A 25,417-nucleotide genomic window follows, 5' to 3' on the forward strand; every position below is an offset into this window, starting at 1 on the left:
CCCGCCCCTGCGGACGACGCCGCTCCGAAGGCGGAAGCCTGGGGAGGCCACAGCAACGTCAAGATGGATCCCGGCGTGCGCCGGGATGACGGTGACAGGACTGGACGCGTGACAGTCTGGATCCCGGCGTTCGCCGGGATGACGTGATGGAGTGGATGCGTTGAGGCCGGCGTTCGCCGGGATGACGATGTCAGGGCGCGTGGGCCTCGCCAGGTCCGAGCCGATGCCTCGATTACGCCTGCGGTGCTGCGCGCTCCGGCCACACCGTGCGCGCCAGCAGCTCGTCGTTCCAGTCGATCGCCAGGCGGCCTTCGCGGGAGGCCTCTTCGGTCACGAACAGGCTGACGAAGTTGAGCACGTTGCGCGCATACATCTCGCTGGCGTGCACCGCGCCGCTGCTGGCGAGGTTGAGCGGGCCGGCGACGGTCACGCCATTGCTCTCGATGGTTTCGCCCGGGCGGGTCAGTTCGCAGTTGCCGCCAGTCTCCGCAGCCAGGTCGACGATCACGCTGCCAGGCTTCATTCCGGCCACCATCGCCGCGGTGATGATCTTCGGTGCGGGACGGCCCGGTACCGCGGCCGTGCAGACGATCACGTCGATGCCCTTGAGGTGCTCGCCGAGGCGACGCTGCTGTTCGGCGCGCTCTTCGTCGGTGAGGGCGCGTGCGTAACCGCCTTCGCCGGCGGCACTCACGCCCAGGTCGAGGAACTTGCCGCCCAGCGACTCGATCTGTTCACGCGTCTCCGGGCGCACGTCGAAACCTTCGACCTGCGCGCCAAGGCGCTTGGCCGTTGCCACCGCCTGCAGGCCGGCCACACCGGCGCCGACGATCAGCACCTTCGACGGACGGATCGTGCCCGCGGCGGTGGTCAGCATCGGGAAGAAGCGCGGCGCCAGCTGCGCGGAGATCAGCACGGCCTTGTAACCGGCCATGCCGGCCTGCGAACTGAGCACGTCCATGGCCTGCGCACGCGTGGTGCGCGGCAGTCGCTCTAGCGGGAAGGCGAGCAGCCCACGTGCAGTGATCGCTTCGCCGCGAGCGGCATCGCCCTGCGGTGCGAGCAGTCCGACCAGGACGGTGCCCTGGCTCAATGCGCTGAGTGATTGCGCAGCCGGCGGCTGCACGCACAGCACGACATCGGCATCGTTCCAGGCCGAAGCCGCATCGTCGGCGAGTTCGGCGCCCGCATCGGCGTAGGCCTGGTCGTCGAAACTGGCCGCGCGACCGGCACCGCGCTGCACGCGCACGCGCGCGCCGCGGGCGACGAGTTTCTTGCAGGTTTCCGGGGTCACTGCGACACGGCGTTCGCCGGTTGCGGTTTCGCTTGCAACGCCAATGGTGATGCCCGCCATGCTCCGCTCCAGAACCTGATCGCTGCATCCTAGAGCACGAGCGCGCCCGTTGGCGACTGTGGGAGGGGCCTCGGCCCGACGGAGCGTGTAGGGGCCCGGTTTGCTCAGCGCTGCGGCGGTCCGTCCTTCTCGGGCGGGGCAGGGTTGGCCTGCACCCAGGCGCGACGCTGCTCGGGCGTCATCGCCCGGAATTGCGCCTTGAGCGCGGCGCGCTGCGTCTCGTCCATGCCGCGCATCTTGGCGTACAGGGCCCGCATCTGCTCGCGCTGCTCCGGGCTCATGTGCTCCCAGCGCTTCATGCCGTGGCGGGCCTGCTTGCGCTGCTCGGGTGTCATCTGCTGCCAGCGTTCGGCGCGATCGAGCATGCGCTGGCGCTCCTCGGGCTGGCCGTTCCAGCGCTCGCGCACGGGGGCGATCAGCTGTTCGCGCTGGGCCGGGGTGAGCTGCTCCCAGGTGGGTAGCGGCTTGGCCGGCACGGCGGCCACGTCCTTCGACGGGTTCTCGGCAAGCACGGGCGCGGCGAACACCGGCGCGGCGGCGACCAGCAGCGCAAGCACCGCGGCCACGCGCGTCAGTCGGGGACGTGTGGGTGGAGAAACGGGAAAAACGCTACGCATGTCGGTGCTCCGCATGTCACTGGTCCAATGCAGGCATGGCATCGTCGTTCGAAGCCAGCCAGAGGTAGAGGTCGGGGTTCTCGTCGAGCGTGGCCAGGGCCGTGTCGGCGTCATACGTCGCGCTGGTCGCCGCCGCCACGGCGGGCGCAGGCGAGTTGATGGCAGGTGCCTGCGGTGACGGCCGCAGCAGCATGCCGATCGCCAGCGCGGACACCGCGGCGAAGCCCGTTGCCAGCATCCAGCCCGATCCGCGGCGATGCTCGCGCGCCGCCGCCGGGGTGGTCGCCGCCTGACGGGCGACACGCAAGCGCGCGCGCGTCGCCGGCGAGACCTGGTCAACGGCCTGGATGTGCAGCCGGCGCATGGCCTGGTCGAAAGAGTGTTCGTCTTGCTCGTGGTGGCTCATCGCCAGTCCTCCAGTTGCCGCTGCAGCGCTTCGCGTGCGCGCGACAGGTGTGTCTTGACCGCGCCTTCGCTGCAACCCATCGCCCGCGCGGTCGTGGCGACGTCGAGTTCTTCCAGGATGCGCAGGCTGAAGGCCTCGCGCTGCCGGCGCGGCAGCTTTGCCATCGCCTCGGACAACTTTGCGTAGGCTTCGCGGCCGTCGAACATGCGCGACGGATCGGGGCCGTCGTCGGCCCAGTCCAGCGTGCTGTCGTCACGCCCATCCTTGTCGAAAGCCGGCGTTGGCATCAGCCAGCGCAGGCGAAACGTGCGACGGCGCTGCACATCCACTATCCGGCTGCGCAGGATGCTCCAGAACAGCGGCGTCCATTCCTCGGCCGGACGCTCGCGGTAGGAGAGCATCTTCATCATCGCGTCCTGCACGGCATCGAGGGCGTCGTCGCGCTGGCGCAGGCCCATTTCGGCGAAGCGGAACGCGCGGGTGCCGACGCCCGCCAGGAATTCCTCCAGTGACGCCGGCAAGCGCGCGACCGCCTCCTCGCTGGAGGCGGCGCGCACATGTGCCTGCGCCGGGGTGTCGGCCAGCACGTCGTCGTCGGGTTCGCGGCTCACGCGTCGCAGCATACGGGGCCCGGCTTAATGCCAACGATCCCAGCGTGCGTCGAAGCGGTTGCCACGGCGGTCCCAGCGCGCATCGGCGAGGTCGCCGCGACGGTCCAGGCGCTGCTCGATGCGATCGCCCTTGCGGTCGAGGCGGGCGGCGCGACGGTCATGGCCCAGCGCGTCCTGCCAGGCGGCCCGGCGGTCCAGGCGCTGGTCGATGCGGTTGCCGCGGGCGTCCAGGCGGGCATCGATGCGGTCGCCCTTGCGGTCCAGGCGCCGTTCGACCCGGTCACCCCGGTCGCCGGCGAATGCCGCGGCGGTGGCGAGCAGCAGGGTGATAGCGAGTCCAGCCGACAGCGTGCGTTTCAGTGCTGCATGCCTCATTGCGGTCTCTCCCGGTCTGGCGGACCCGTCTTGGCCCGTCCTTCGGGGGAGACAACGCCCGGCGGCCGCTCCGGTTGACAGCCGTCGGCAAACGACGCTGGCGCCGCGTTCATCCACGGTTATGATGCGGGAGACATCGAGATGGGGTAGGGATGATGGGCGACGGTTTGGTAGCGCTGTACATCTTCATGCTGGCGGCGATCGCCGGCCACGTGATCATCTCGCGGGTGCCGGTGATCCTGCACACGCCGCTGATGTCCGGGTCCAACTTCATCCACGGCATCGTCCTGATCGGCGCCATGGTCGTGCTCGGCCATGCCGACACGACGCTGGAGAAGGCGATCGGCTTCGTCGCCGTGCTGCTGGGCGCCGGCAATGCCGCCGGCGGCTACGTCGTCACCGAGCGCATGCTGGAAATGTTCAAGGCCAGTCGCAAGCCCGGCTCCGCCAAGAGCGGAGGCAAGGCATGAGCGGCGCGATGCAGAACACCTTCGCCTGGATCGCCGCCGCCAGTTATTTCGTCGCTGCCACGCTGTTCCTGCTGGGCCTGCAGCGCATGGCCTCGCCGGTCACCGCTCGCAGTGGCATCCGCTGGGCCGGCCTGGGCATGGTCATCGCCACGGTGGCGACGTTCCTGCTGCCGGGCCTGCACAACCTGGCGCTGATCGTGCTGGCGCTCGGCATCGGCACGGGCTTGGCGTGGGTGTCGGGCAAGAAGGTCGCCATCACCGACATGCCGCAGATGGTCGCGCTCTACAACGGCATGGGCGGTGGTTCGGCAGCGGCGATCGGTGCGGTCGAGTTGCTGCGTTTCTCCGGCGAGGGCAAGGCGCCGTCGATGACGTCGCTGGTGCTGGCGGTCGTCGGTGCGGCGATCGGTGCGGTGTCGTTGTCGGGTTCGGTGATCGCCTGGGCCAAGCTGGATGGGCGCCTGGACAAGCGTGTGGTGTTCCCCGGGCAGCAACTGTTCAACCTGGCCGTCTTTGTGGCGATGATCGTCATGGGCGGCATCGCCGTTCATACGCTGAGCACGTCGGCCATCATCGCTTTCTTCGTGCTGGCGCTTTCGCTGGGCGTGCTGATGACGCTGCCGATCGGTGGCGCCGACATGCCGGTGGTGATCTCGCTGTACAACGCGCTGACCGGTCTGGCGGTGGCGTTTGAAGGTTATGTGCTCGGCAACGAGGCGCTGATCATCGCCGGCACCATGGTCGGTGCGGCCGGTACGTTGCTGACGCAGTTGATGGCCAAGGCGATGAACCGACCGATCCACGGGGTGCTGTTCTCCAGCTTCGGTGGCGGCGGGCAGGCGCAGGAAATCAGCGGTACGCAGAAGCCGATCGAGGCCGGCGATGTCGCGGCGATGATGGCCTATGCCGAGCGCGTGGTGATCGTGCCCGGTTACGGCATGGCCGTGGCGCAGGCGCAGCACAAGATCTGGGAACTCAGCCAGAAGCTGATGGAGCGCGGGGTCAAGGTGAAGTTCGCGATCCATCCGGTCGCCGGGCGCATGCCGGGGCACATGAACGTGCTGCTGGCCGAGGCCGGCGTGCCCTACGATCTGATCGCCGACATGGACGACATCAATCCGGAGTTCGCCAACACCGATGTGTCGCTGGTGATTGGTGCCAATGACGTGGTCAACCCGGTGGCCAAGACCGATCCGGCCTCGCCGATCTACGGCATGCCGATCCTCGACGTGACCAACTCGAAGAACACGATCGTCATCAAGCGCGGCAAGGGCACCGGTTTCGCCGGCATCGAGAATGCGCTGTTCTACCAGGACAACACGCGCATGCTTTATGGCGATGGTGCCGAGATGGCCAGCGCGCTGGTGAGCGAGTTGAAGGCGCTGGACGGCGGCGGGCACTGAGCCGGGCATGCCGGCAAAAAAAGACCCCCTCCCGTGCACGGGAGAGGGTGGGGTGAGGGAAGGCCCTTGCTGGACGGATCACTTCTGGAAGCAGATCTCGCCGTTGATGAAGGTGTCGATCATGCCGTGGCCATCTTTCAGGCCACTGACAAAGAAGTAGCCGGTGGCGCCTGCGAACTCGCCGGTACCGGCGACGATCTTCTGGTACGCGGTGACCACGCCCGCGGCCGGGCCCGAGGTGGTGACGCCGGTTTCGCGCATGGTCAGCGAGCCCTTCTCGAGGCGGTACTCGAACGGGCCGCTATAGGAAATGAAACCGGGCGACGTCGCCGGGCCGGCGGCACCGCTGTCGCCGTTGAAGTGGGTGACGCCGCGCAGGCCGTGATTGCCGTCCACTTCGCCAAGGAAGCACGTGGCCAGGCCAGGATTACAGCCTTGCGTTGACGAAACCTCGACGAGGTCGGCGTGGACCTTCTTGCACCTGTTGCCGTGCGCGTAAGCCGGTGCGGTGGCCAGGGTGAGCAGGACGAGCAGGCCGGGAGCGATGGGGTTCATTGCAGTCTCCGTTGCGTTTGGGGCGGGGCCGGGGCGCGTCCGGTCTCCGCCGACGTCAGCATCAATGCGCGCCGGGCGTGAAGCGAAGCGGATCAGCCGGGGCGTTCGAGCATCGTCGCCAACGGCGGCGATCCCCATGCGCCCAGCCAGGCGCGCCGCGCGAACCAGGCACACGGCCAGCCGACCAGGACGATGTGGGCGACGACACTGGATGCGATCCACAGCGGCTGCGGCGCACCGCTGCGTGGCGCGGCCGACAGCGGCACGACGACGAAACTCATCAGCGCGAACAGGGCAAGCCCGTACAAGGCGCCGTAAAGCCATGGGCGCTGCAGCAGCGCGGTGACATCGCGCGCGGCCATGGCGTAGGCAGCGGCCATGGCGATGGCGATCAGGTAATGCAGGAAAAGACCCAGCATCGCGCTCGCACTGCCGCCACCGAAGCTGGCCTTGCCGAGCACGCCTGCGGCCACGCTCTGCAGGATCCGCTGCGGGGGAACGCCGCGCAGTGCCCAGAAACCCGTGGCGAAAAGGATGTCGAGCGTTCCCGCGCACAGGCCGCCCAGTAGCATCCAGGTCAGCGCCCGCTGCACCGAAGGTTCGATGGTGATGCTCAGGCCGCGCATGGTGTCGCCTCCGCGGCAATGTCGTGGCTTGAGGGAATTGACGCGGTCTGAATCCGGCGTGCCTGCGTCGCGGTCATGCCGAAGGTGTGCTTGAACGCGCGGCAGAACGCGCTCTGGCTCTCGAACCCGAGCGCCTGCGTGATCTCGCCCACGGGCATCGCCGTTTCGCGTACCAGTCGCCAGGCGCGCGCGCTGCGCAGCCGCGCCAGGTACTCCGATGGCGTTTCGCCGAAGACCTCGCGGTGGATGCGGATCAGGTGGCCGGACGAGTAGTGGGCGCGATCGGCCAGCCAGGCCAGGTCGATCGCCGCTTCCGATTCGTCGTCGGCATCGACATGGCAGCGCACCAGGTGGCGCACGTGCAGCAGGCGCAGCAGGGTCTGGCGCCGGTGCGACCTGTTGCGACCGCGACAGCGCGGCAGGCGCGCGGCGATGGCCAGTTGCTGATCACCCAGCAGCATGGCCAGTACCTCGTCGGCGGGGGCTTGGCCGTCACGAACGCCGCGAGCAAGGCGCAGCAGTTGCCGGCGCAGCAGTCGCGGTGCCGTGTGCTGCCACGGAAGCTGTTCATGCAGCGCCTGGGCGTTGCCGAAGTGCTGCGCCCAGGCGGCGGCATGGCCGCCCAGGCACAGCCACAGCGAGCCATGCGTACCCTGCGCCGAAAGTGGCCCCCCGCACCACAGCTGCGCCTGCCCGTTGCGGAGCTGCCACTGGCAATCGCTTCCCTGCAGTTGCAGATCACCACGCAATGGCAGCAGCAGTGAGATCCAGTCGCGCGGCAAACGCAGGCCCTCGTCGCTGGCCGCGGTCAGCTGGAGCCATTGTTCGTCGCCGGCGACCGGCAACGGCGAGGAAGCGGAAAGTGCGTGATAGCGCAGGGCCATGACGGTCTCGCTGGTGCGGCGCGCTCGGTCACGCGCCAATGGCACCACGCTATCGGTCTGAAACAGTTGTTTGGAGAGCCACTCCTGCGTGGATCAACGGAGCCAATTCCCGTGAACGGGCGGAGGGGGCGGCGCCGATGCCTTACCTCGCAATCACCGCGCTGAGCAGCACCAGGAAGCCAGTCACGGCCACGCCGGCGTGCACGAACACGACCGCCTTGGGCGCGACCTTGCCGCGCAGGTGGATCGAAGCAAGATAGAAACCACCCAGCGCGGCCAGGCCAAGTATCGCCAACGCCCCGGTAGCCAGCGCCGGCGCGCCGCCTTGCCCGACGCCCATGATCACCAGCACCAGTCCGGTGGCACCGAGCAATGCGTGCATGACCGAGACCACCCAGGGCGCCAGTCGGCCGCGCAGGACATGCGATGCCAGGAACAGTCCGCCCATGGCGGCGATTGCGAACACGATCAGGGCTGCTTTCAACATGGCGCGATCCTCTTCAGTCGGTGGAACGGTGGTCGGGCGCATCAACGCCCTCGAGTCTGGCCATCACCCTGGCGGTCATCTGTTCGCAACGCGATCCCAGGAACGGGAAGGCATCCGACAGCGTGGCCGCCAACGTGTCGTTCAATGCCGTGCGCAACAGGCGCCGGGCGCGATGCAGGCGCGTCTTCACGGTTTCGGCGCGCAGTGCAAGCGTGCTCGCGGTCTCCTCGACCGAGCAGCCTTCGATGTCGCGCAGGATGAATACGATGCGGAAGGATTCGGGCAAGCCGTCCACCGCCTGTTCGAGCAGGCGACGCACCTGTTCGCGCGATGCAGCCGCTGCGGGATCCTCGTTGCCGAACCTGGAAGGAAAGGGCACGACACGGTCTCCGGCGTTGTGCATGGCGTCGAGCTGGTCGAGTTCGACCGTCCTGCGGCGTTGACGGAGCCGGCTGTGGGCGCCATTGAGGACGATCCGGGTCAACCACGTGGTCAGGGAGGACTCGCCGCGAAAGGTCGCGATGTGCTCGAACGCGTGCAGATACGCTTCCTGGACGACGTCCTCGGCTTCGGCATCGCTGCCCACCACGCTGCGGGCCATGCGGAACACGCGCTGGTTGCAGCGCTGCATGACCTGGCGGAAGGCCTCGCGATCACCGCGCTGGACCAGCGTCGCCAGCTCGACGTCGGCCAGCAAACCGTAGTCGATGGATCTGAGCGTGCCGGCCGGCGCCATGGTGGGTGGTTCTCCTGATAGGGGTTCGCTTCGACTGCGCAGACGCGGCAGGGAGAAAAAGGTTCCCGGGTGCCGCCGATGAGATGCCCGGAGTGCCTCCAGGTCAAGTCGTCGCCGCGCGCAGCGCTTGCCGCCGCGCTTGCGGCGTCTGACCGAACCAGCGGCGGCAGGCCCGATTGAACGAGCTCTGTTCCCGGAATCCCAACAGGCCGGCAATCTGCGTCATTGGCATGGCCGGTTCGGCCAGGTAACTCAGGGCGCGGTCGCGGCGCACTGAGTCCAGCAATGCCTCGAAGGTCAGGCCGTCGTCGGCGAGTTGCCGTTGCAGCGTGCGCGAGTGCATGGCCAGTTGCTCGGCCACGCTGATCAGCGAGCATCGCCCGGTCGGCAGCAGGCGATCGATCGATGCGGTGGCATGCTCGCGCACGTTGCGCGGTTGCTGGTCGATTTCGCGGCTGACGAAGTCGACGAGGAACGCCCGCATCATCCGGTTGTGACGATCGATGGGTCGGGCGATCTGCTCCGGGGTCAGGACCAGGGCGTTTATCTCCTGGCCGAACAGCACCCGGGTTCCAAAGTACTTTCGGTAGAGCACTTGGGGCAGCGCGGGTTCATGGCGACACAGCACCGTACGGGCGTGGAAGGCGCGATCATCCAGCAACATCCCCACGACGTGATGCATCAGCCCGAGGGCGCGTTCCACCGCGTGCCGGCTCGGTCCTGTCGGCCTGCCCAGCTCGAAGTGGTAGGTCAGCCGCGGCGCGTCCGGCTCGCTGGTGCGGTCGAGCCCGAACACGGTGCCGGCACTGTAGAAGCCGATGAAGCGCGCGAAATCGTCCAGCGCCGCGCCGACATCGGGGGAGTTGCGCGCGATCAGCGCCACCGGGCCGACGATGTTCCAGTCCTGCTGCTGCGACAGGCGCAGGCCGAAATCCGGGCAGTCCAGTTCCGACGCCGTGTGTTCGAGCAACTGCACCAGCGACAGCATCGGCACCATCGCGTAATGCACGTCGAGCAGTTCGGGCGCGATACTGAAACGGCGCAGCAGCGCCTCCGGGTCGCCGCCGAGCTCGTGAACGAGCTCGCGGAACCGGGTCAGGGCAGTAATGCGGATCAGCGGTCCGGCCACGACGGGAACCGATTGCAGCTGCAACAGCGTGGCAAATACGCATCCGCCGATGATTGTCGCGTGATGGCAAGCCGATGGCGCGTCAGGACAAGCCGCCGCTGCCCGGTACTGCGCTAATCAGCGCTGGCGAGCCCGTGGCTCGAAGACGTGGTTGATCCGCGCGCCGGTCCTCCTTGTCGCTGACGAAGAGGCAGGCCGCGGCAGTTCGATGGCACCAGGGGTCCGGAAATCTGAAGCAACACGCAGCCACGGCAAAGCCCCGGGGCGATCCCATCGTGGGGCATCGGCCGGCAGCGAGCTGCCTGCCGGCGATGGGGCCAGGCGTTTCACCTTCGATCAGTGGCGCCAGGTTTCCCGCGAGCGCTACAACTGGGAACTGCAACCGCAGGCCGACGGCGCCGGTGCCAATGATTTCGTTGGCGAGTACAGCGCCTGGGGCGATGGTGACACGCGCTTCCTCCACAGCCGCGCGATGGCGGCCCGCGTGCGGCCATTCAACGCGGCTCAAGGGCGCCTCCGCCTGGTTTTCCTGCTGTCTGGAAAGGCAAGAATCAGCGCCCATGACGAGCAGGCGGAAGTCGGTCAGGGCGACCTGTTCCTTCTCGATACCAGTGCGGTCAGGGACGCCGAATGGACTGCGCATTCCGATCTGTGCCTGCAATTGCCGGTGCGTGAGGGGTTGCCATTGCCGGAAGACGGAGATTGCCGGTCCGGTCGTGCGGTGATCCCCGTCGACGATCCGGTCCTGTCCAACGTGCTCAAGGCACAACTGCGATTGCTGGCAGCGCGTGGCGGTGAACTGGCAGAGGATGCGCGTGCGCGAATGTTGTCGACCATGGTCGACCTGACGGTGATGGCGCTGCGCGCACCGGCCGCTGACCGCGACGACAGCGGTAGCGGCCAGAACCTTCTGCTGGCCAAGGCGCAGATGTACCTGCAAACGCATTTCCGTCGTCACGACTTGTCGGTCGATGAAGTGGCCGCAGCAGTCGGATGCTCGCGCACGTCGCTTTACCGCTTGTTCTGCGCGCAGTCGCTGACCGTTCTGGGCTACCTGCGCGAGACCCGCTTGCAGCGCTGTCGTACCGCGCTGGCCGCAGCGCCGCCGCTGGCGAACATCGGCCAGATCGCGTTCCACCACGGCTTCGTCGACCTGCATGCTTTCACGCGTTTGTTCAAGCGTCGATTCGGAATGACCCCGGGTCAGGCGAGGGCGTCACAGGGCCAATGATGATTGTCCGGTTATTCCATGGGACGCATCACCAAGAGAAAAAACCCCATGGAAGGTCCGCCCCGGTGCGCTGACTCTTTAGGTGTCCGGGCCATTGGCCCGCCACCTTGAAGTGCCGGAACTGCCGTGCCGAGCAGCCAGGCGCCGCGACCTACGTTATGGAGCCAGACAAGCCAGGATCGGTGATCCGATGGAGCGGTTCGACCGCGCAACGCACACCCGCATCGTTGCTGGGAGCCATTGATGGCTCGTGTGGAAGTTCGTCGCCGACCTGGCTGGAGGAATGGCGCATCGTGGCGCGCGAGCGCTACAACTGGGACCTGCAACCGGTTTCCAGCAAACCGGGGCCGCGCCAGTTCGTCTGTGAGTACAGTGCCCTGGGCGAAGGCGATGCCCGCTTCCTTCACAGTCGGGCGATGGCGGCCGTTGTCCGCCCGTTCGACGCGGCCCGGGCCCGGTTGCGGCTGGTGTTCCTGTTGTCGGGTCGGGCACGCATTCAAGCGTGCGCAGGCAACGCCACTGTGGAGGTGGGGCGTGGCGATCTGTTTTTGCTCGACACCGCCGCGGTCAGGGAAGTTCAGTGGAGTGCCCACAGCGACCTGTGCCTGCAGTTGCCCGAGAAATGCAGGAGGATGCGTCCGGACCTGGCGGCAGGTACCCGCGCGGTAATTCCGATCAATGATGCGGTGATCGCCAAGCCGCTGAAGGCAATGTTGCGGTTGCTGGCAGCGCGTGGCGGCGATCTCGACGCGACCACCCGCGAACGCACCCTGCAGTCGCTGGTAGACATGACCATGCTGGGGCTGTCCAGTCCCCCTTTACGGGTCGGCCCGACTCACGACGACCGCGACAGTCCGCTGGTCAAGGCCCAGCGTTATCTGAGGTCCAATTTTCATCGCACGGACCTTTCGGTCGACGAAGTGGCAACGGCGATGGCCTGTTCACGAACGACGCTGTACCGGTTGTTCGCCGCGAGCTCACTGACCGTCATGGGCTATCTGCGCGAGACCCGCCTGCAGCGTTGCCGTGCCGCGCTGGCCGCATCGCCGGCGCAGGCGAACATCGGCCGGATCGCTTATCAGCACGGCTTCATCGACCTGCACGCCTTCACCCGACTGTTCAAGCGGCGCTTCGGCGTTACGCCAGGACAGGTCAGGGATTCGCAAACGAACTGATCGCCTGTTCAGGCGTGCGGGTGGTACGCACGGTCAAACGATGGGACCGGCGATCAAATCCACGCCGATCTTCGCTGCATAGGCTGAAAGCATGCGTTCCGGGGGACCTGCGACGCATGCCCGACAAACCATGCAACCGAACCGACGTGGCCAGTCCCGTCGCTGGAGATCTCATGAAGCTGCTTTCCGCTGCCAGTCGCCCGCGCCCGGCGCTCCTGGCGCACGCCATTTTCCTCGCCCTGGGTCTCGTGCCCGCGATCGCCAGCGCGCAGTCGTTCTGCGTCGACTCCTCGGGCAATCCGGTCGGCTCTGCCACCGATCCCGAAGCCGTCGCCTGCGGCGTCAATGCCCTGGCCTCCGGTGCACGGTCCACCGCGATCGGCACCGAAGCGCAGGCCAGCGGCGAGGAAGCCACCGCCGTCGGCACCCAGTCCAGTGCGAGCGGTTCGGCTTCGACTGCGCTGGGCACCCTGAGCCAGGCCTCGGGCAACGCCAGTACCGCCAGCGGCGCCTACGCAGTGGCCGACGCCGACAACGCTGCGGCGTTCGGCGCCTACAGCTGGGCCGGCGGGCTCAACAGCACCGCATTGGGCACGGGCACGTTCGCGCTGGGCGAAAACAGCACTGCCGCGGGATTCAACGCGTCTGCCGCCGGCACCAATGCCAGCGTGTTTGGCTCCGGCTCCATTGCCGAAGGCGACGACAGCACCGCGATCGGCAGCAATGCCAATGCCGCCGGAAACGCCAGTTCGGCGTTCGGTGCCGGCAGTACCGCCACTGGCGCCGGTTCGCTCGCCCTGGCCGGCGGCAGTGCCAGTGCCGACAACGCAACGGCCATTGGCAACGCTGCGACGGCAAATGCCGCCAATGCGATCGCCGCTGGCAACTCCGCGGCGGCCTCCGGTAACAACTCCATCGCATTTGGCCTGTCATCGGTGGCAACGGCTCCCAACACCACCGCCATCGGCACGTTGGCGCTGGCTGGCGGCGGCAACAGTGTCGCCATTGGACCGATATCCACCACTGCCAGCTACCTGCCGCTGTACGCAAACACCAACGTCGTGCGCAGCAACACGCGAGTCGACGCATTCGGCCAGGTGGCCATTGGCTTCGCCTCGGTCGCGCAGGGGTACAACTCGGTGGCACTGGGCGCCAACTCCCAGGCCTACAACGACAACGCAATCGCGATCGGAAACTGGGCCGGATACCACCAGAACGCGCGTCTGTCGCCAGGCATTGGCGCCAACTCCATTGCCATTGGCTACAGCGCCGTTGCACCAGGCAGCAACAATACGGTGATGGGCCAGAGGGCCATAACGGCCTTCTACGTCCAGACCAAGGCACCGGCGACGATCTTCGGCGAGTACCTTTACACGGCCAACGGCACCGCAATCGGTTCGGCGTCAGGGGCGAGCCAGGCGGCTACCGCAGTGGGTGCATCCGCCACCGCCGTCGGCGTGCAGAGCCTGGCCCTTGGCGCCAGCGCAGTCGTGCTGGATGTGCCGCCTTCGCCCAAGGGCGGCACAGGTGGCGATCCGACCGCACCGGGCTACGTTGCGGACTCCCTCGACTTCAGTGCGATGAAATCATTCAACTCAGTCGCCATGGGATACCGCGCCCAGGTTCTGTACGCCGCCGATGCGATGGCACTTGGACCCAACGCCAGCGTGGCCGGCGCATCGACGGGCATCGGCAGCGACCGATCGATCGCGCTGGGCGCCAACGCCATGGTCACCGCGGCGACAGCTGATGCGATGGCACTGGGTGCGGGCAGCACGGTCAGTTTCCGTAACTCTGTTGCGCTGGGTGCCGGTTCGCGGACCAGCGTCGGGGCGATGAGCAACTACACCGATGGCACCGGCTATCTGGTCGGGCAGAACTCGGTTGGCGAAGTCTCGGTTGGCAGCACCGCCGGCGCGCGCCAGGTCACCAACGTCGCCGCCGGCAAGAACGGCACCGACGCGGTCAACGTCAACCAGCTCAACGCCGCCACCGCGGACCTTCGCCAGGGCGTGGCCAACGTGAGCACGCGTGTCGATGGCCTCGCCCAGGGGCTGGTCGATGCAGGTTCGCGCATTGACGGCATGCAGGACCGGGTCGACCAGATCGCCCAGGGCGTGAGCGATGCAGGCGTTCGCGTCGATGCCGTCGAACAGGGCCTGGCCGATACCAACGGTCGCGTCGATGGGGTCACGCAGGGGCTGTCCGACGCCAATGCCCGCATCGACGATGTCGACGGCCGCCTGGGCAGTGTCGAGAGCGACATCGACAGCCTGCGGGGCGCCGTGGGCGAGTACGAAATGATCTCCGTCGACGGCAACGGCGACGCCACCGACAAGGCCTCCGTTGCCGCCGGCAGCAAGGCCGTGGCGATGGGCTCGGCCGCCAGTGCCAATGGCAGCAATGGCATTGCGATCGGCAACAGCGCGTTTGCCGCCGGTCCGAACGACACCGCGCTGGGCGGCAACGCCCGCGTCGAGGCCGATGGCAGCACGGCGGTCGGCGCCAACGCAACGACCGCCGTAGCGGCAACCAACGCCGTGGCAGTAGGCGAAAGCGCGTCGGTGCAGGCGGCCGGTGGAACGGCGCTGGGCCAGGGCGCCACGGTAGATGCGGTCGCAACCGGCGCTGTCGCCCTCGGTCAGGGTTCGCTCGCCGATCGCGCCAACACGGTGTCGGTTGGCACCGTCGGCGGCGAACGCCAGATCGCCAACGTCGCTGCCGGCAGCGCTGACACCGACGCGGCCAACGTCGCCCAGGTGCGCAGCCAGGCCACGCAGACGCTGGCACAGGCCAACGCCTATACCGACTCGCGTTTCCAGGCATTGGACGACTGGCAAGACACCGTCAATGGCCGCTTCGTCAAGCAGGACGAGCGGATCCAGCGCGTGGGTGCGATGAGCGCGGCGATGGCGCAGATGTCGGCCAACACCTCGGGCCTGTCCGGCGTCAATCGCGTCGGTGTCGGCGTGGGCACCTATGGCAGCGAAGCGGCGATTTCGGTCGGCTACCAGCGTGCGTTCAACAACAACCGCGCCAGCGTGTCCGCCGGCACCGCCTTCACCAGCGACGACTCCAGTGTCGGCGCCGGTGCCGGCTTCAGCTGGTAACCCGCACGGGCGCCGTCATCCGACGCCCGTTCCGTGACCGACCTACATCACTTCTGGAACCTGATCATGCAGCGCAAGAATCTTTCGGTGGCGCTTGCCGCCATCCTCGTCGCCGGTGCTACCGGCACCGCCCTCTCCGCCGCCGCCGGCAAGCCCACCATCGTGCGCGCCGATACCGGTGCGAAGACCGGCAACAGCGCCGGTTATGACCGTTTCATCATCAAGTACCGTGACGGCAGAGTGCCCCAGGCCGATGCCGCGCAACTCACGCGCGCCGTCGATGCCGTTGCTGCACGCTCGGTCACCGCGCGCGCAGGCATCGCTGCTCCGCGCGCACGCCACCTTCGCCGTCTGGCCGGCAGCGGCGCCCACCTGGTGCGGATGTCGCGCAAGCTTGATGTTGTCGATGCCGAAAACATGATGCGTACGCTCGCCGCCGATCCCGCGGTCGAGTATGTCGTGCCCGATCGCCTGCGCCAGGCCACCTCGGCGCCGAACGATCCGAACTTCGCCACGCATCAGTGGCACTTCAACCATCCGGTGGGCGGTGCCGGCGTACAGGCGGCCTGGGATGCCGGCGCCACCGGAGCGGGCGTGGTGGTTGCCGTACTCGACACCGGCGTCACCGAGCATCCCGACCTGGCCGGCAACCTGCTTCCCGGCTACGACTTCATCGTCGATCACGAAGTATCGGGCCGTCAGGCTGACGGCCGCGTCGCCGGCGGCGCCGACACCGGAGACTGGATCGAGGCCAACCAGTGCTACAGCGGCAGTCCGCAGCGCGGCAGTTCGTGGCATGGCAGCCACGTCAGCGGCACGATTGCCGAAGTCACCGACAACGGCATTGGCATGGCCGGCGTCGCCCGCGATGCGAAGATCGTGCCGGTGCGCGTGCTGGGCCACTGCGGCGGCTACGACTCCGACATCAACGACGCGATCGTGTGGGCCTCCGGCGGCCACGTCGACGGTGTGCCGGATAACGCGTACCCGGCCGAAGTGATCAACATGAGCCTGGGCGGCGACGGTGCCTGCAGTGCACCGACGCAGGCGGCGATCGACAGTGCGGTCTCGCGCGGAACCACGATCGTGGTGGCTGCCGGCAACGACAACGGCGACGTCTCGTCACACTCGCCCGCCAACTGCCAGAACGTGATCACCGTCGGCTCCACGGGCATCAGCGGTCGTCGCGCCAGCTACTCCAACTTCGGCACGCGGATCGACATCGCCGCTCCGGGTGGTGGCGTCAACGACGGCGCCACGCAGATCGAAGGCTATATCTGGTCGACGGTGAACATGGGTGCGACCGTGCCGACGGTTGCCGGCTACGGCGCGATGGTGGGCACGTCCATGGCGGCGCCGCATGTCGCCGGCGTCGCGGCGATCGTGCAGAGCGCATTGACCACGCCGAAGACGCCGGCCGAGCTGGCTGCATTGCTGAAGCAGACCGCGCGTCCGTTCCCGACCGCCCCGGACCGGCCGCTGGGTTCAGGCATCGTCGATGCCGGTGCCGCGGTAGTGGTGGCCAGGACTGGCGGCCAGCCGCTGTCCGACGGCGTCGCCAAGCCAGGCCTGCGCGGTAACGCCAACGAGGGCTACACGTATGTGTTCCCGGTGGCGGCGGGACGGTCTCGCCTCAACGTGATCACCTATGGCGGCATCGGCCAGGTAAAGCTGCTGGTGAAGAACGGCAGCGAGCCCACCACGACCGGCTACGACGCAATCTCGCAGCGCCCGGGCAATAACCAGACCATCACCATCAACGCACCGGCTGCCGGGGCGTACTACGTGAAGGTGCTGGGCGTGAGCACCTTCACTGGCGTGTCGGTGAAGGCATCGACGATGTAAGTGCCTGCTGCGGCCAGTCGCTTCGACTGGCCGCAGCGACCGTCGTGATGGCGGCGTGAAAGCGCGGCGTTGGCATGAAGCGTTGACGCTGCCGCGCCACTGGGGTTTGCTCTGCCGCAGTATCCGTGTCGCAACTGCCCCGGAAGGTGCAGGGCAGCGGACTCGTCAGACGCCCTGGAGTCACGATGTCGCGCATTTCCACCCTGCTTGCCTGCGTCCTGTGCCTGTCGGGCCTGCTCGCCATTCCGGCCGCATCGGCGCAGACCGCACCGGCGCTGGTCGAGGCGAAGGACAAGGGGCCCACGGCGATACCCATTGCCGATATTCCCAACCGCGCCGACGACGACGAGCGTTTTGCCCAGGACGTGATGTTGAGGGCGTCCGCTTCGGACCTGACGAAAGACCTGGCTCCGCGCCTGGCCGCCATCGAGCGCTCGGTGAACGAGAAGGCCAAGCTGTTCGTCTCCAAGGACCTGCGCACGCTTCCGGTGATGCGCCTGGAAAGCCTGGACCGGCACTGGAAGTTCGATGCCCGCCAGTACGCGCGCTGGCAGTCCGACCTGCGCCAGGCCAGCGCGCCATCGGGCGACGATGCCGCCGAGCTGGCACGTCGCCGTGCCGACTGGGACGCGACCAAGGTCGCCGCGCAGGCTGGCAGCCTCGCCAACGCCCTCGACAACCGCATCGAGTCGGTCGTGGCCAAACTCAAGCAGGCCGAGCAGGCACTGTCGGCGCCGCTGGAAAAACAGATCGCGCTGGGCCGCCGCGGCAATGCGGTGGAGGCGCGGATAGTGGCCGGCCAGAAGGCCGTCAACCTGGCCATCGATTACATCGACAGTCGACTAATACGGCTGGATGCACCACCGCTATGGGCGGCGCAGCGCGCTGACGCGAGCGGCGAGTCGACCCTCGCTTCGATCCTCACCGGCCTGGAGATCGAGAGCCGGTTCGTCACGCAGTACAGCGCGGCCGACCTGGGCAACCAGCGCGCCTTGCACTGGTTGCAGATCCTGTTGCTGCCGCTGCTGGTCTGGATCAGCTTCCGCACGCGCAGGCAGGCGCCGACCGGACTTGAGAGCGAAGCCTCCAACCGGGTTCTGCGCCGGCCGATCTCGTCGTGGATCCTGCTGTCGATGATGGGCGTGCTGGTGTTCGAACCCGATGCGCCGCTGCTGGCGCACCAGGTCGCGATGCTGATCGCGCTGGTGCCGGTGCTGCGCCTGCTGCCGCCCGAGAGCAAGCGGCTATTGGGATTCTGGCCGTTCGTCGCCACCGGCCTGTACCTGCTCGAGCGCCTGGGCTTCGTCTTCCTCGCCAGCGAGCTGATGTACCGCTGGTACTACCTCGGCCTGACGCTGCTGGCGATGGCGCTGATGCTCTGGCTGCTGTGGCGTTCACGCAAGCCGCTGTCGGCCGACGATCCGGCGGCGCGGATCAGCCGGATCATCCATGCGATCGCCTGGGGTGCCACGGTGCTGCTGGCCGCGTCGGCGATATCAAACATCGTCGGCAACGTCTCGCTGGCGGAGATGCTGACCGCCGGCGTGGTAGACAGCGGCTACCTCGGCCTGGTGCTGTATGCCGGCATCAACGTGTTCAACACGCTGCTGCAACTGCTGATCGCGCGCCGAAGCGCCTCGCGCTTCCGCATCGCCAGGGAGCACGCCGCGCCGATCCTGCAGGGATTCAACAAGCTGCTCAAGATCGCCGCGGTGCTGGGTTGGATCGCCTTCGCGATGAGCCGCTTCCGCATCTTCCGGCCGGTGTACGCGGTGGTCGAATCGGTGCTGACGTATGCGGTCAAGTTCGGCGAGATCTCCATCAGCCTGGGCCACATCCTGGTGTTCGCGGTGTCGGTGTTCATCGCCTTCTGGACCGCCCGCATCGTCCGGTTCGTGCTGCAGGAGCAGGTGCTGTCGAAGATGTCGCTGCCGCGCGGCGTCGGCAACTCGGTGGCTTCGCTGAGCTACTACGCGCTGCTGCTGATCGGCCTGGTCGTGGCACTGGCCGCGGCCGGCTTCAAGATCGGGCAACTGGCGTTCCTGTTCGGCGCGCTCGGCGTCGGCATCGGCTTTGGCCTGCAGAACGTGGTCAACAACTTCGTCTCCGGCCTGATCCTCATGTTCGAGCGGCCGATCCAGCCCGGTGACGTGGTCGAGATCACAGGCACCGCCGGCCGCGTGCGCGAGATCGGCATGCGCGCCACCACCATCAAGACCTTCGACGGCGCCGACGTGGTCGTGCCCAACGGCACGCTGCTGTCGGAGAAGCTGACCAACTGGACCCTGCTCGACATGAGCCGGCGCATCGACATCGACCTGGGCGTGGGCTACGGCTCGGAGCCTTCACAGGTGATCGCGCTGCTGACGAAGGTCACCACCGACACGCCACACGTGGCGCGCACGCCGGCGCCCGTGGTGCTGTTCACCGGCCTGGGCGCCAGCTCGCTCAACTTCGCGATCCGCGCCTGGACCTACGACTTCGAAAACTGGACCGGCATCCGCAGCGAACTGATGACGCGCGTGCACGCGGCGCTGCGCGGGGCGGGCATCGAGATGCCGTTCCCGCAGCAGGATGTGCATGTGCGCAGCATGTCGGCGGAAGTTGGCGCGATGCTGGCGGGGCCGACTGCCAGTCGACCCGCCCCGGCGCTCGACGGCGATGCGGCAACGGACGAACCGTCGTCTTAGTGAGGCGTGGCTACCGGGCGCCGTGCCACCTGCGCGCGAACAACGCGCAGGGAACGCCGACCAGCAGCATGTGCGCGAGCAGGCAGGCGATCGACCAGTCCAGCAGGAAGCGACGCGGCGGCGCGGCCGAGAACATCGGCACGGCGATGACGTGGATCAGCACGTAGCACAGCGCGCCGTAGATCGCGCCGTTGCGCAGCGGATGCTCGAGCAGCCAGGGGCGCCCGCGGCTGGCGACGTGGTAGATCGCCACGATCGCGGTCATCAGGTAGAAGTGCAGCGCCGCACCGAACAGTGCCGTCGCCGCGCCGCCGGCGAAGGCGGCATCGCGGCCGATCACCCACGCGGCGACCGATTGCGGAATGCGGATCGGCGAGGTGCCCAGCGGCGCCCACCAGATCATCGCGAACATCAGGTCGAAGGCGCCGACGGTGAGGCCGCCGATCAGGATCCAGGCCCAGGCGGCGGGGCGCTCCCACGCAACCGAGGTGGCGGAGGCGGGGTCACGGGCGGGCACTTTCATGGCTGGGGTCCATTCGCACGGGATTGGCCCTATGGAGCCGTGGCAAAGTGGCACTGGCAAGGTCCAATTCCGCACGCTTGAATGGGGCCAATCCGCCACGCCCCTCCAGGAGGCCGGCCATGCACCTGCAACTCGACGGACGCGGTCCGCTGCACGCGCAGCTCACTCGCGCCCTCAAGAGTGCCGTCTTCGCCGGGCGCGTGAGCCAGGGTGCGCGCCTGCCGGCCACCCGGCAGCTGGCGCGTGAACTGGGCGTCTCGCGCAATACGGTTCTGGCCGCCTACGACCAGCTGCGCGCGGAGGGTTTCGTCGACGGGCGCGTCGGATCCGGCAGTTACGTCACGCCACCGGTGCAGTCGGCCAGGCCGATCCACGGCGTCGACGCGCCCCTGCCGGCGCAGTCGCAGTTCGCGCGGCGTGCGCGCGTCATCCACGACCACCTGCGCATCCCGGGCCGCAGCATTCCGGGCATCCGCTATGCCTTCCAGTACGGCGTGCCGCTGACCAATCCGGCGCTGACCAGCGCCTGGTCGCGCGAACTGGCGCACGCCGCGGCCTATACGTCGCCGACCTATCCACCTTCGCAGGGGCTGCTGGCACTGCGCGAAGCGGTCTGCGACTACCTGGGCCGGCGCCGCGGTGTGCAGGCCCAGCCTGAGGATGTGGTGATCGTGCACGGCACGCAGCAGGCCGTGGCACTGACCGCACGTGTCCTGCTCGACCCGGGCGACGAGGTCGTGCTCGAAGAGCCGCATTACTCGGCGATGCGCGAAGCGCTGCAGATCCACGGCGCCAACGTGCGCACCGTCGGCGTCGATGCACAGGGACTGATCTGCGACGACCTGCCGCTGCCGGCGCCGAAGCTGGTCTGCGTGACGCCGTCGCACCAGTTCCCCAGCGGCGCGGTGCTGTCGCTGCAGCGCCGCCTGGCGTTGATCGACTACGCGCGGCGCAACGGCAGCTGGATCCTGGAAGACGATTACGACGGCGAATTCCGCTACGACGCGCGGCCGTTGGCGGCGCTGCGCTCGCTCGACGACAGCGCGCGGGTGATCTACGTCGGCACGTTTTCGAAGGTGATGTTTCCGTCCTTGCGGCTGGGCTATGCGGTGGTGCCGCCGGGCCTGCGCGGCGATTTCGTCAACGCCAAGTGGCAGGACGACTTCGGTTCGTGCGGCATCGAGCAGGCGGCGCTGGCGCGTTTCATCGGCGACGGCGGGTTCGAGCGGCACCTGCGCCGCACCTGGAAAACACTGAAGGAACGCCGCGCGGCCCTGCTCAACGGGCTCAAGCGCTGCAGCAACGGTCGTCTGCAGATCAACGACTCGCGCGCCGGCATGCACCTGGTGGTGTGGCTCAAGGGGCGCAATGCCGAGCAGGGCGACGCCTTCATCGCCCGCGCCCGCAGCCTGGGGCTGGGGCTGTATCCGATCCGTCCCTACTACCTGGACCCGCCCGACCGTGCCGGTCTGTTGCTGGGCTTCGGTGCGTTGTCGGTGGCGGAGATCAACGAGGCGGTGGCGCTGTTCGAGACCTGCCTGGACGAGTCGACGTAGAGGCTCTCAGCGCGAGAGCAGGGCCGCGGCGACCAGGCCGACCGTGATCCAGACCAGGTCGGCGACGCCGTTGGCCAGTTGCACCAGGATCCAGGCGTGGTGGACGCCCAGGCGCACGGCCGACTCCCACGGCGGCAGGCCGAGCATGGCGCCGAGCTGGGTCGCCGTGATGAACCAGTTGGCGGCGATCACTATCGCGGCGGTGCCCAGCACGCCCGCCAGCATCCGTCCGAACCCGGGGCGCCAGCCGCCCAGGCGCAGCATCAGGGCGATGTCCAGGGCGCCCAGTACCGCCATCCAGCCGTTCTGGCGGCCGGTGTACAGGCTCAGCAGGACCCACACCGCGGCAAACCCGCAGGCACCCAGCAGCAATAGCAACCACGAAAACCACGAGGCGCGGCGGGCAGGCGGGGAGGGTGGGGTCATCGACTACTCGGGGGACGGTCAATGCAACAGCATAGCCGGGCCGCCACGGGCGGTGCGCATGCCGGGGTCCGCACACCGGTAGAATTGTCGGCCTTGTGCCACGTCGCGGCACCCCAATCTTTCCGGCATGTATTCCCGCAACAGCGAACCCGTCCGTTTCGAGCGCGATTGCGCCGTTGTCATGGTCCCCCAGGGAGAACAGTTGACGTTGCCCGCGGGCAGCATCGGCTATATCACCCAGGGCCTTGGCGGCAGCTACACCGTGTTCGTCGAAGGAAACCTGTTCCGCGTCGCGGGGCGGGACGCCGACGCCATCGGCAAGGAGCCGCCAGAGCCGTTGGAGTTGCCCGAGGGCGCCGACGACGAGGCGGTCGAGCAACTGGTCTGGCGCCAGTTGCGCACCTGCTTCGATCCGGAGATCCCGATCAACGTGGTCGACCTGGGGCTGGTCTACGAGGCCAGCATCCAGCCGCATCCGGAGCAGCCGGGCAAGCGTCGTGTCGAGGTGCGCATGACCCTCACCGCGCCGGCCTGCGGCATGGGCGACATCCTGGTGGCCGACGTGCGCGACAAGCTGGAGATGATCCCGACCGTGGCCGAAGCCGACGTCGATCTGGTCTTCGACCCGCCGTGGAACCGCAACATGATGTCGGAAGCGGCGCGTCTCGAAACCGGGATGTTCTGATCGCTTTTCTGGCGTGGGCCATCCATGGCCCAGTGCTTCGCAATCCCCGGCCCGTCGGACGACGCTCCGGCATTTCGTTACCCGATCGCCCCAAATCCGTCATCCCCGCGAAGGCGGGGACCCATGGACGTTGCCTTTCGCGCCGCCCCTGAATCGGGCCCTCCCAAACCTGAACGCGACGGGCTGCTCATTTCCCTCACTGTGCCGACCCTGTTCATTCGATCAGCGGTAGGGGAGCGCGATAGCGCTGCGTTGAGCTGGTTTGAGAGCGGAGGGGGCTGCTCTCCAGGCACCAACGGCCGCCACCTCGACGTGGCGGACCGCCGAACGAGCCCGGCCCCGGCGTGGCGATCCTCAGCGAGCTGCTGCTCGCGGTGACGTGACCCGCATCGGCAGGCCGGACCCGACCATTACGAAGTTCATGACTTTGGGGGTTCCATCCGATGTCCGATCGTCAATCGCGTCGCATCCGCATGCACGCACTCTCCGTAGCAACCGTCCTGGCCATCTCCTCCGGCTTCGCCGCTCCCGCTCTGGCGCAGCAGGCCCGCGTCAATCTCTCCGGCCTGCAGGCCGACACCGGCAACGACCGCTTCATCGTCAAGTACAAGGACGGCAGTGCCGCCCAGACCAACGCCGCCACCATGCGCAGTGCGCTTGGTAATGCCGGCAAGGCCGTGGGCCTGACCCACGTCCGCCGCATCGCCACCGGTGCCGACGTGGTGCGCGCCGCGCGCAAGCTCGACCGCGTCGAAGCCGAGACGCTGATGCGCCAGATCGCCGCCGATCCGAGCGTCGAGTACGTTGAAGTCGACAAGCTCAACAAGCCGCTGCTGACCCCCAACGACACGCGTTACAGCGAGCAGTGGGGTTATTCGGGCACCTACGGCATCAAGGCCAACCTGGCCTGGGACGTCACCAACGGCAGCGGCGCGGTGGTCGCGGTGCTCGACACCGGCATCACCAACCACAGCGATCTCAACGCCAACATCCTGCCCGGCTACGACTTCATCATCGACACCGCGGTGTCGAACGATGGCAACGGCCGCGACAGCGATGCCAGCGATCCGGGCGACTGGGTCAGCGCCAACCAGTGCGGTGGCTCCCATGCCGCGCAGGGTTCCAGCTGGCACGGCACGCACGTCGCCGGCACCATTGCCGCGGTGACCAACAACGCCAAGGGCGTCGCCGGCGTCGCCTACGGCGCCAAGATCGTCCCGGTGCGCGTGCTCGGCACCTGCGGCGGTTACGACTCCGACATCGCGGACGCCATCACCTGGGCGTCCGGCGGCACCGTCAGCGGTGTTCCGGCCAATGCCAATCCGGCCGAAGTGATCAACCTCAGCCTCGGCGGCAGCGGCGCCTGCGGCAGCACCACCCAGACCGCGATCAATGGCGCGGTCGGTCGCGGCACCACGCTGGTCATCGCCGCCGGCAACGACAACACCAATGTCTCCAACGCTTCGCCGGCGAACTGCAGCAACGTCATCGCGGTGGCTTCGATCACCAGCACCGGTGCGCGTTCGAGCTTCTCCAACTACGGTTCGCTGATCGACATCGCCGCGCCGGGCTCGAACATCCTGTCCACGCTCAACACCGGCGCGACCACGCCGGGCAGCGAAACCTACGCGTCGTACAACGGCACGTCGATGGCGACTCCGCACGTCGCCGGCGTGGTGGCGCTGATCCAGTCGGTGGCGACCACGCCGAAGACGCCGGCGCAGGTCGAGACGCTGATCAAGGGCAACGTCACCGCGTTCCCGTCGACGCCGTCGCAGCCGATCGGCCCTGGCATCCTCAATGCCAAGGCCGTGGTCGACGCCACCAACGGCACCACGCCGCCGCCGACCGCCACGCCGCTGACCAACGGCGTCGCCGTGACCGGTGTCAGCGGTGCCGCCGGCAGCGACAAGCTGTATTCACTCGACGTGCCGGCCGGTGCCAGCGGCCTGAAGTTCGTCACCACCGGCGGCTCGGGTGATGCCGATCTGTACGTGAAGTTCGGCAGCGCGCCGACCACGACCTCGTTCGACTGCAAGTCCGAAGGCAGCAGCAACGCCGAGACCTGCAACATCGCCACTGCCCAGACCGGCAAGTACTACGTGCTGGTGCGTGGCTATGCGGCGTACTCGGGCCTGTCGCTGACCGGCAGCTACACCACCGGTGGCGGCGGCACGCAGACCTACAGCAACACGGCCGACTTCACGATCAGCGACAACGCCACCGTCGACAGTCCGATCACGGTCTCGGGCCGCAGCGGCAATGCGCCGAGCAACGCTTCGGTGACGGTCGCCATCGTCCACACCTACCAGGGTGACCTGAAGGTGGACCTGGTTGCGCCGGATGGTTCGCTCTACAACATCCACAACCGCACCGGCGGCAGTGCCGACAACGTCAACAAGACGGTCACGCTGAATCTCTCCAGCGAACCGCTCAACGGCACGTGGAAGCTGCGCGTCAACGACAACGCCGGCGGCGACACCGGCTACATCAACAGCTGGAGCGTCACGTTCTGAGTTGACG

22 protein-coding genes and 2 pseudogenes are annotated in these 25,417 nt (G+C 67.7%); 11 read left to right on the top strand and 13 right to left on the bottom strand.

Going from position 1 to position 25,417, the window contains the following annotated elements:
• Positions 1-232: 232 nt before the first annotated feature.
• The 5 genes from AC3A3Q_RS18195 to AC3A3Q_RS18215 all read right to left on the bottom strand — a co-directional run bounded on the left by AC3A3Q_RS18195 (position 233) and on the right by AC3A3Q_RS18215 (position 3,363).
• Positions 233-1,354, bottom strand: a complete 1,122-nt coding sequence (locus AC3A3Q_RS18195; RefSeq protein WP_487587572.1) for an NAD(P) transhydrogenase subunit alpha — start codon at positions 1,352-1,354, stop codon at positions 233-235.
• 104 nt (positions 1,355-1,458) lie between these two features.
• Entirely contained in the window at positions 1,459-1,971 is a 513-nt protein-coding gene (locus tag AC3A3Q_RS18200; protein WP_487587573.1) for a DUF3106 domain-containing protein, read from the bottom strand.
• Positions 1,972-1,987: 16 nt separating this feature from the next.
• Complete coding sequence (locus AC3A3Q_RS18205; protein ID WP_487587574.1) at positions 1,988-2,377, bottom strand: hypothetical protein; 390 nt, start codon at positions 2,375-2,377, stop codon at positions 1,988-1,990.
• Positions 2,374-2,964: an RNA polymerase sigma factor gene (locus tag AC3A3Q_RS18210; RefSeq protein ID WP_487587608.1), complete on the bottom strand. Its 591-nt coding sequence runs from the start codon at positions 2,962-2,964 to the stop codon at positions 2,374-2,376. The genes AC3A3Q_RS18205 and AC3A3Q_RS18210 overlap by 4 nt, the downstream gene beginning before the upstream one ends.
• A gap of 48 nt (positions 2,965-3,012) precedes the next feature.
• The gene (locus tag AC3A3Q_RS18215; protein ID WP_386700301.1) at positions 3,013-3,363 is read right to left on the bottom strand and encodes a hypothetical protein; all 351 of its coding nucleotides are present in this window, start codon (positions 3,361-3,363) and stop codon (positions 3,013-3,015) included.
• A 155-nt stretch (positions 3,364-3,518) separates the two neighbouring features.
• On the opposite strand from AC3A3Q_RS18215, the gene AC3A3Q_RS18220 reads away from it, so the two are divergent.
• Both AC3A3Q_RS18220 and AC3A3Q_RS18225 read left to right on the top strand, forming a co-directional pair.
• Complete coding sequence (locus AC3A3Q_RS18220; protein ID WP_200606563.1) at positions 3,519-3,833, top strand: NAD(P) transhydrogenase subunit alpha part 2; 315 nt, start codon at positions 3,519-3,521, stop codon at positions 3,831-3,833.
• Positions 3,830-5,236 carry an NAD(P)(+) transhydrogenase (Re/Si-specific) subunit beta gene (locus AC3A3Q_RS18225; protein ID WP_487587575.1) on the top strand — a complete coding sequence of 469 codons (1,407 nt, stop codon included), beginning with the start codon at positions 3,830-3,832 and terminating at the stop codon, positions 5,234-5,236. Before AC3A3Q_RS18220 ends, AC3A3Q_RS18225 begins: the two co-directional genes overlap by 4 nt.
• 78 nt (positions 5,237-5,314) lie before the next feature.
• Here AC3A3Q_RS18225 and AC3A3Q_RS18230 read toward each other — a convergent pair whose 3' ends face one another.
• From AC3A3Q_RS18230 to AC3A3Q_RS18255, 6 genes are all read right to left on the bottom strand, one after another.
• Positions 5,315-5,791 carry a hypothetical protein gene (locus tag AC3A3Q_RS18230; protein ID WP_487587576.1) on the bottom strand — a complete coding sequence of 159 codons (477 nt, stop codon included), beginning with the start codon at positions 5,789-5,791 and terminating at the stop codon, positions 5,315-5,317.
• Between the two features lie 92 nt (positions 5,792-5,883).
• Positions 5,884-6,417 carry a hypothetical protein gene (locus AC3A3Q_RS18235; protein WP_487587577.1) on the bottom strand — a complete coding sequence of 178 codons (534 nt, stop codon included), beginning with the start codon at positions 6,415-6,417 and terminating at the stop codon, positions 5,884-5,886.
• Positions 6,405-7,340, bottom strand: a complete 936-nt coding sequence (locus tag AC3A3Q_RS18240; RefSeq protein ID WP_487587578.1) for a helix-turn-helix transcriptional regulator — start codon at positions 7,338-7,340, stop codon at positions 6,405-6,407. The genes AC3A3Q_RS18235 and AC3A3Q_RS18240 overlap by 13 nt, the downstream gene beginning before the upstream one ends.
• 103 nt (positions 7,341-7,443) lie before the next feature.
• Positions 7,444-7,788: a hypothetical protein gene (locus AC3A3Q_RS18245; protein ID WP_200606553.1), complete on the bottom strand. Its 345-nt coding sequence runs from the start codon at positions 7,786-7,788 to the stop codon at positions 7,444-7,446.
• A gap of 13 nt (positions 7,789-7,801) precedes the next feature.
• Entirely contained in the window at positions 7,802-8,524 is a 723-nt protein-coding gene (locus AC3A3Q_RS18250) for an RNA polymerase sigma factor (RefSeq protein WP_487587579.1), read from the bottom strand.
• A 103-nt stretch (positions 8,525-8,627) separates the two neighbouring features.
• Entirely contained in the window at positions 8,628-9,653 is a 1,026-nt protein-coding gene (locus AC3A3Q_RS18255; protein ID WP_487587580.1) for an AraC family transcriptional regulator, read from the bottom strand.
• A gap of 208 nt (positions 9,654-9,861) precedes the next feature.
• Between AC3A3Q_RS18255 and AC3A3Q_RS18260 the strand changes: the two genes are divergently transcribed.
• From AC3A3Q_RS18260 to AC3A3Q_RS18280, 5 genes are all read left to right on the top strand, one after another.
• The gene (locus tag AC3A3Q_RS18260; RefSeq protein ID WP_487587581.1) at positions 9,862-10,884 is read left to right on the top strand and encodes a helix-turn-helix domain-containing protein; all 1,023 of its coding nucleotides are present in this window, start codon (positions 9,862-9,864) and stop codon (positions 10,882-10,884) included.
• Between the two features lie 158 nt (positions 10,885-11,042).
• Positions 11,043-12,059, top strand: coding sequence for an AraC family transcriptional regulator (locus AC3A3Q_RS18265; protein WP_487587582.1), 1,017 nt, complete (start codon positions 11,043-11,045; stop codon positions 12,057-12,059).
• A gap of 173 nt (positions 12,060-12,232) precedes the next feature.
• A complete protein-coding gene (locus AC3A3Q_RS18270; RefSeq protein WP_487587583.1) occupies positions 12,233-15,169 on the top strand; it encodes a YadA-like family protein in 2,937 nt (978 codons plus the stop codon).
• A 33-nt stretch (positions 15,170-15,202) separates the two neighbouring features.
• Entirely contained in the window at positions 15,203-17,014 is a 1,812-nt protein-coding gene (locus AC3A3Q_RS18275) for a S8 family peptidase (protein WP_487587584.1), read from the top strand.
• Positions 17,015-17,199: 185 nt separating this feature from the next.
• Positions 17,200-19,704, top strand: a complete 2,505-nt coding sequence (locus AC3A3Q_RS18280; RefSeq protein ID WP_487587585.1) for a mechanosensitive ion channel family protein — start codon at positions 17,200-17,202, stop codon at positions 19,702-19,704.
• Positions 19,705-19,714: 10 nt separating this feature from the next.
• Here AC3A3Q_RS18280 and AC3A3Q_RS18285 read toward each other — a convergent pair whose 3' ends face one another.
• Positions 19,715-20,227 (bottom strand): hypothetical protein, encoded by a 513-nt coding sequence (locus AC3A3Q_RS18285; RefSeq protein WP_487587586.1) that lies wholly within the window; start codon positions 20,225-20,227, stop codon positions 19,715-19,717.
• A 119-nt stretch (positions 20,228-20,346) separates the two neighbouring features.
• Here AC3A3Q_RS18285 and pdxR point away from each other — a divergent pair, with 119 nt between their 5' ends.
• The gene (pdxR, locus tag AC3A3Q_RS18290; protein WP_487587587.1) at positions 20,347-21,783 is read left to right on the top strand and encodes a MocR-like pyridoxine biosynthesis transcription factor PdxR; all 1,437 of its coding nucleotides are present in this window, start codon (positions 20,347-20,349) and stop codon (positions 21,781-21,783) included.
• A 6-nt stretch (positions 21,784-21,789) separates the two neighbouring features.
• Here pdxR and AC3A3Q_RS18295 read toward each other — a convergent pair whose 3' ends face one another.
• Complete coding sequence (locus tag AC3A3Q_RS18295; RefSeq protein ID WP_487587588.1) at positions 21,790-22,209, bottom strand: hypothetical protein; 420 nt, start codon at positions 22,207-22,209, stop codon at positions 21,790-21,792.
• 127 nt (positions 22,210-22,336) lie between these two features.
• On the opposite strand from AC3A3Q_RS18295, the gene sufT reads away from it, so the two are divergent.
• The 3 genes and pseudogenes from sufT to AC3A3Q_RS18310 all read left to right on the top strand — a co-directional run.
• Entirely contained in the window at positions 22,337-22,894 is a 558-nt protein-coding gene (gene sufT, locus AC3A3Q_RS18300; protein ID WP_487587589.1) for a putative Fe-S cluster assembly protein SufT, read from the top strand.
• 443 nt (positions 22,895-23,337) lie between these two features.
• Positions 23,338-25,050: pseudogene (locus tag AC3A3Q_RS18305) on the top strand (S8 family peptidase); the annotation flags it as partial.
• 129 nt (positions 25,051-25,179) lie between these two features.
• Positions 25,180-25,410: pseudogene (locus tag AC3A3Q_RS18310) on the top strand (proprotein convertase P-domain-containing protein); the annotation flags it as partial.
• Between the last annotated feature and the right edge of the window lie 7 nt (positions 25,411-25,417).

The organism is Lysobacter sp. Soil_C_59 (assembly GCF_057656415.1).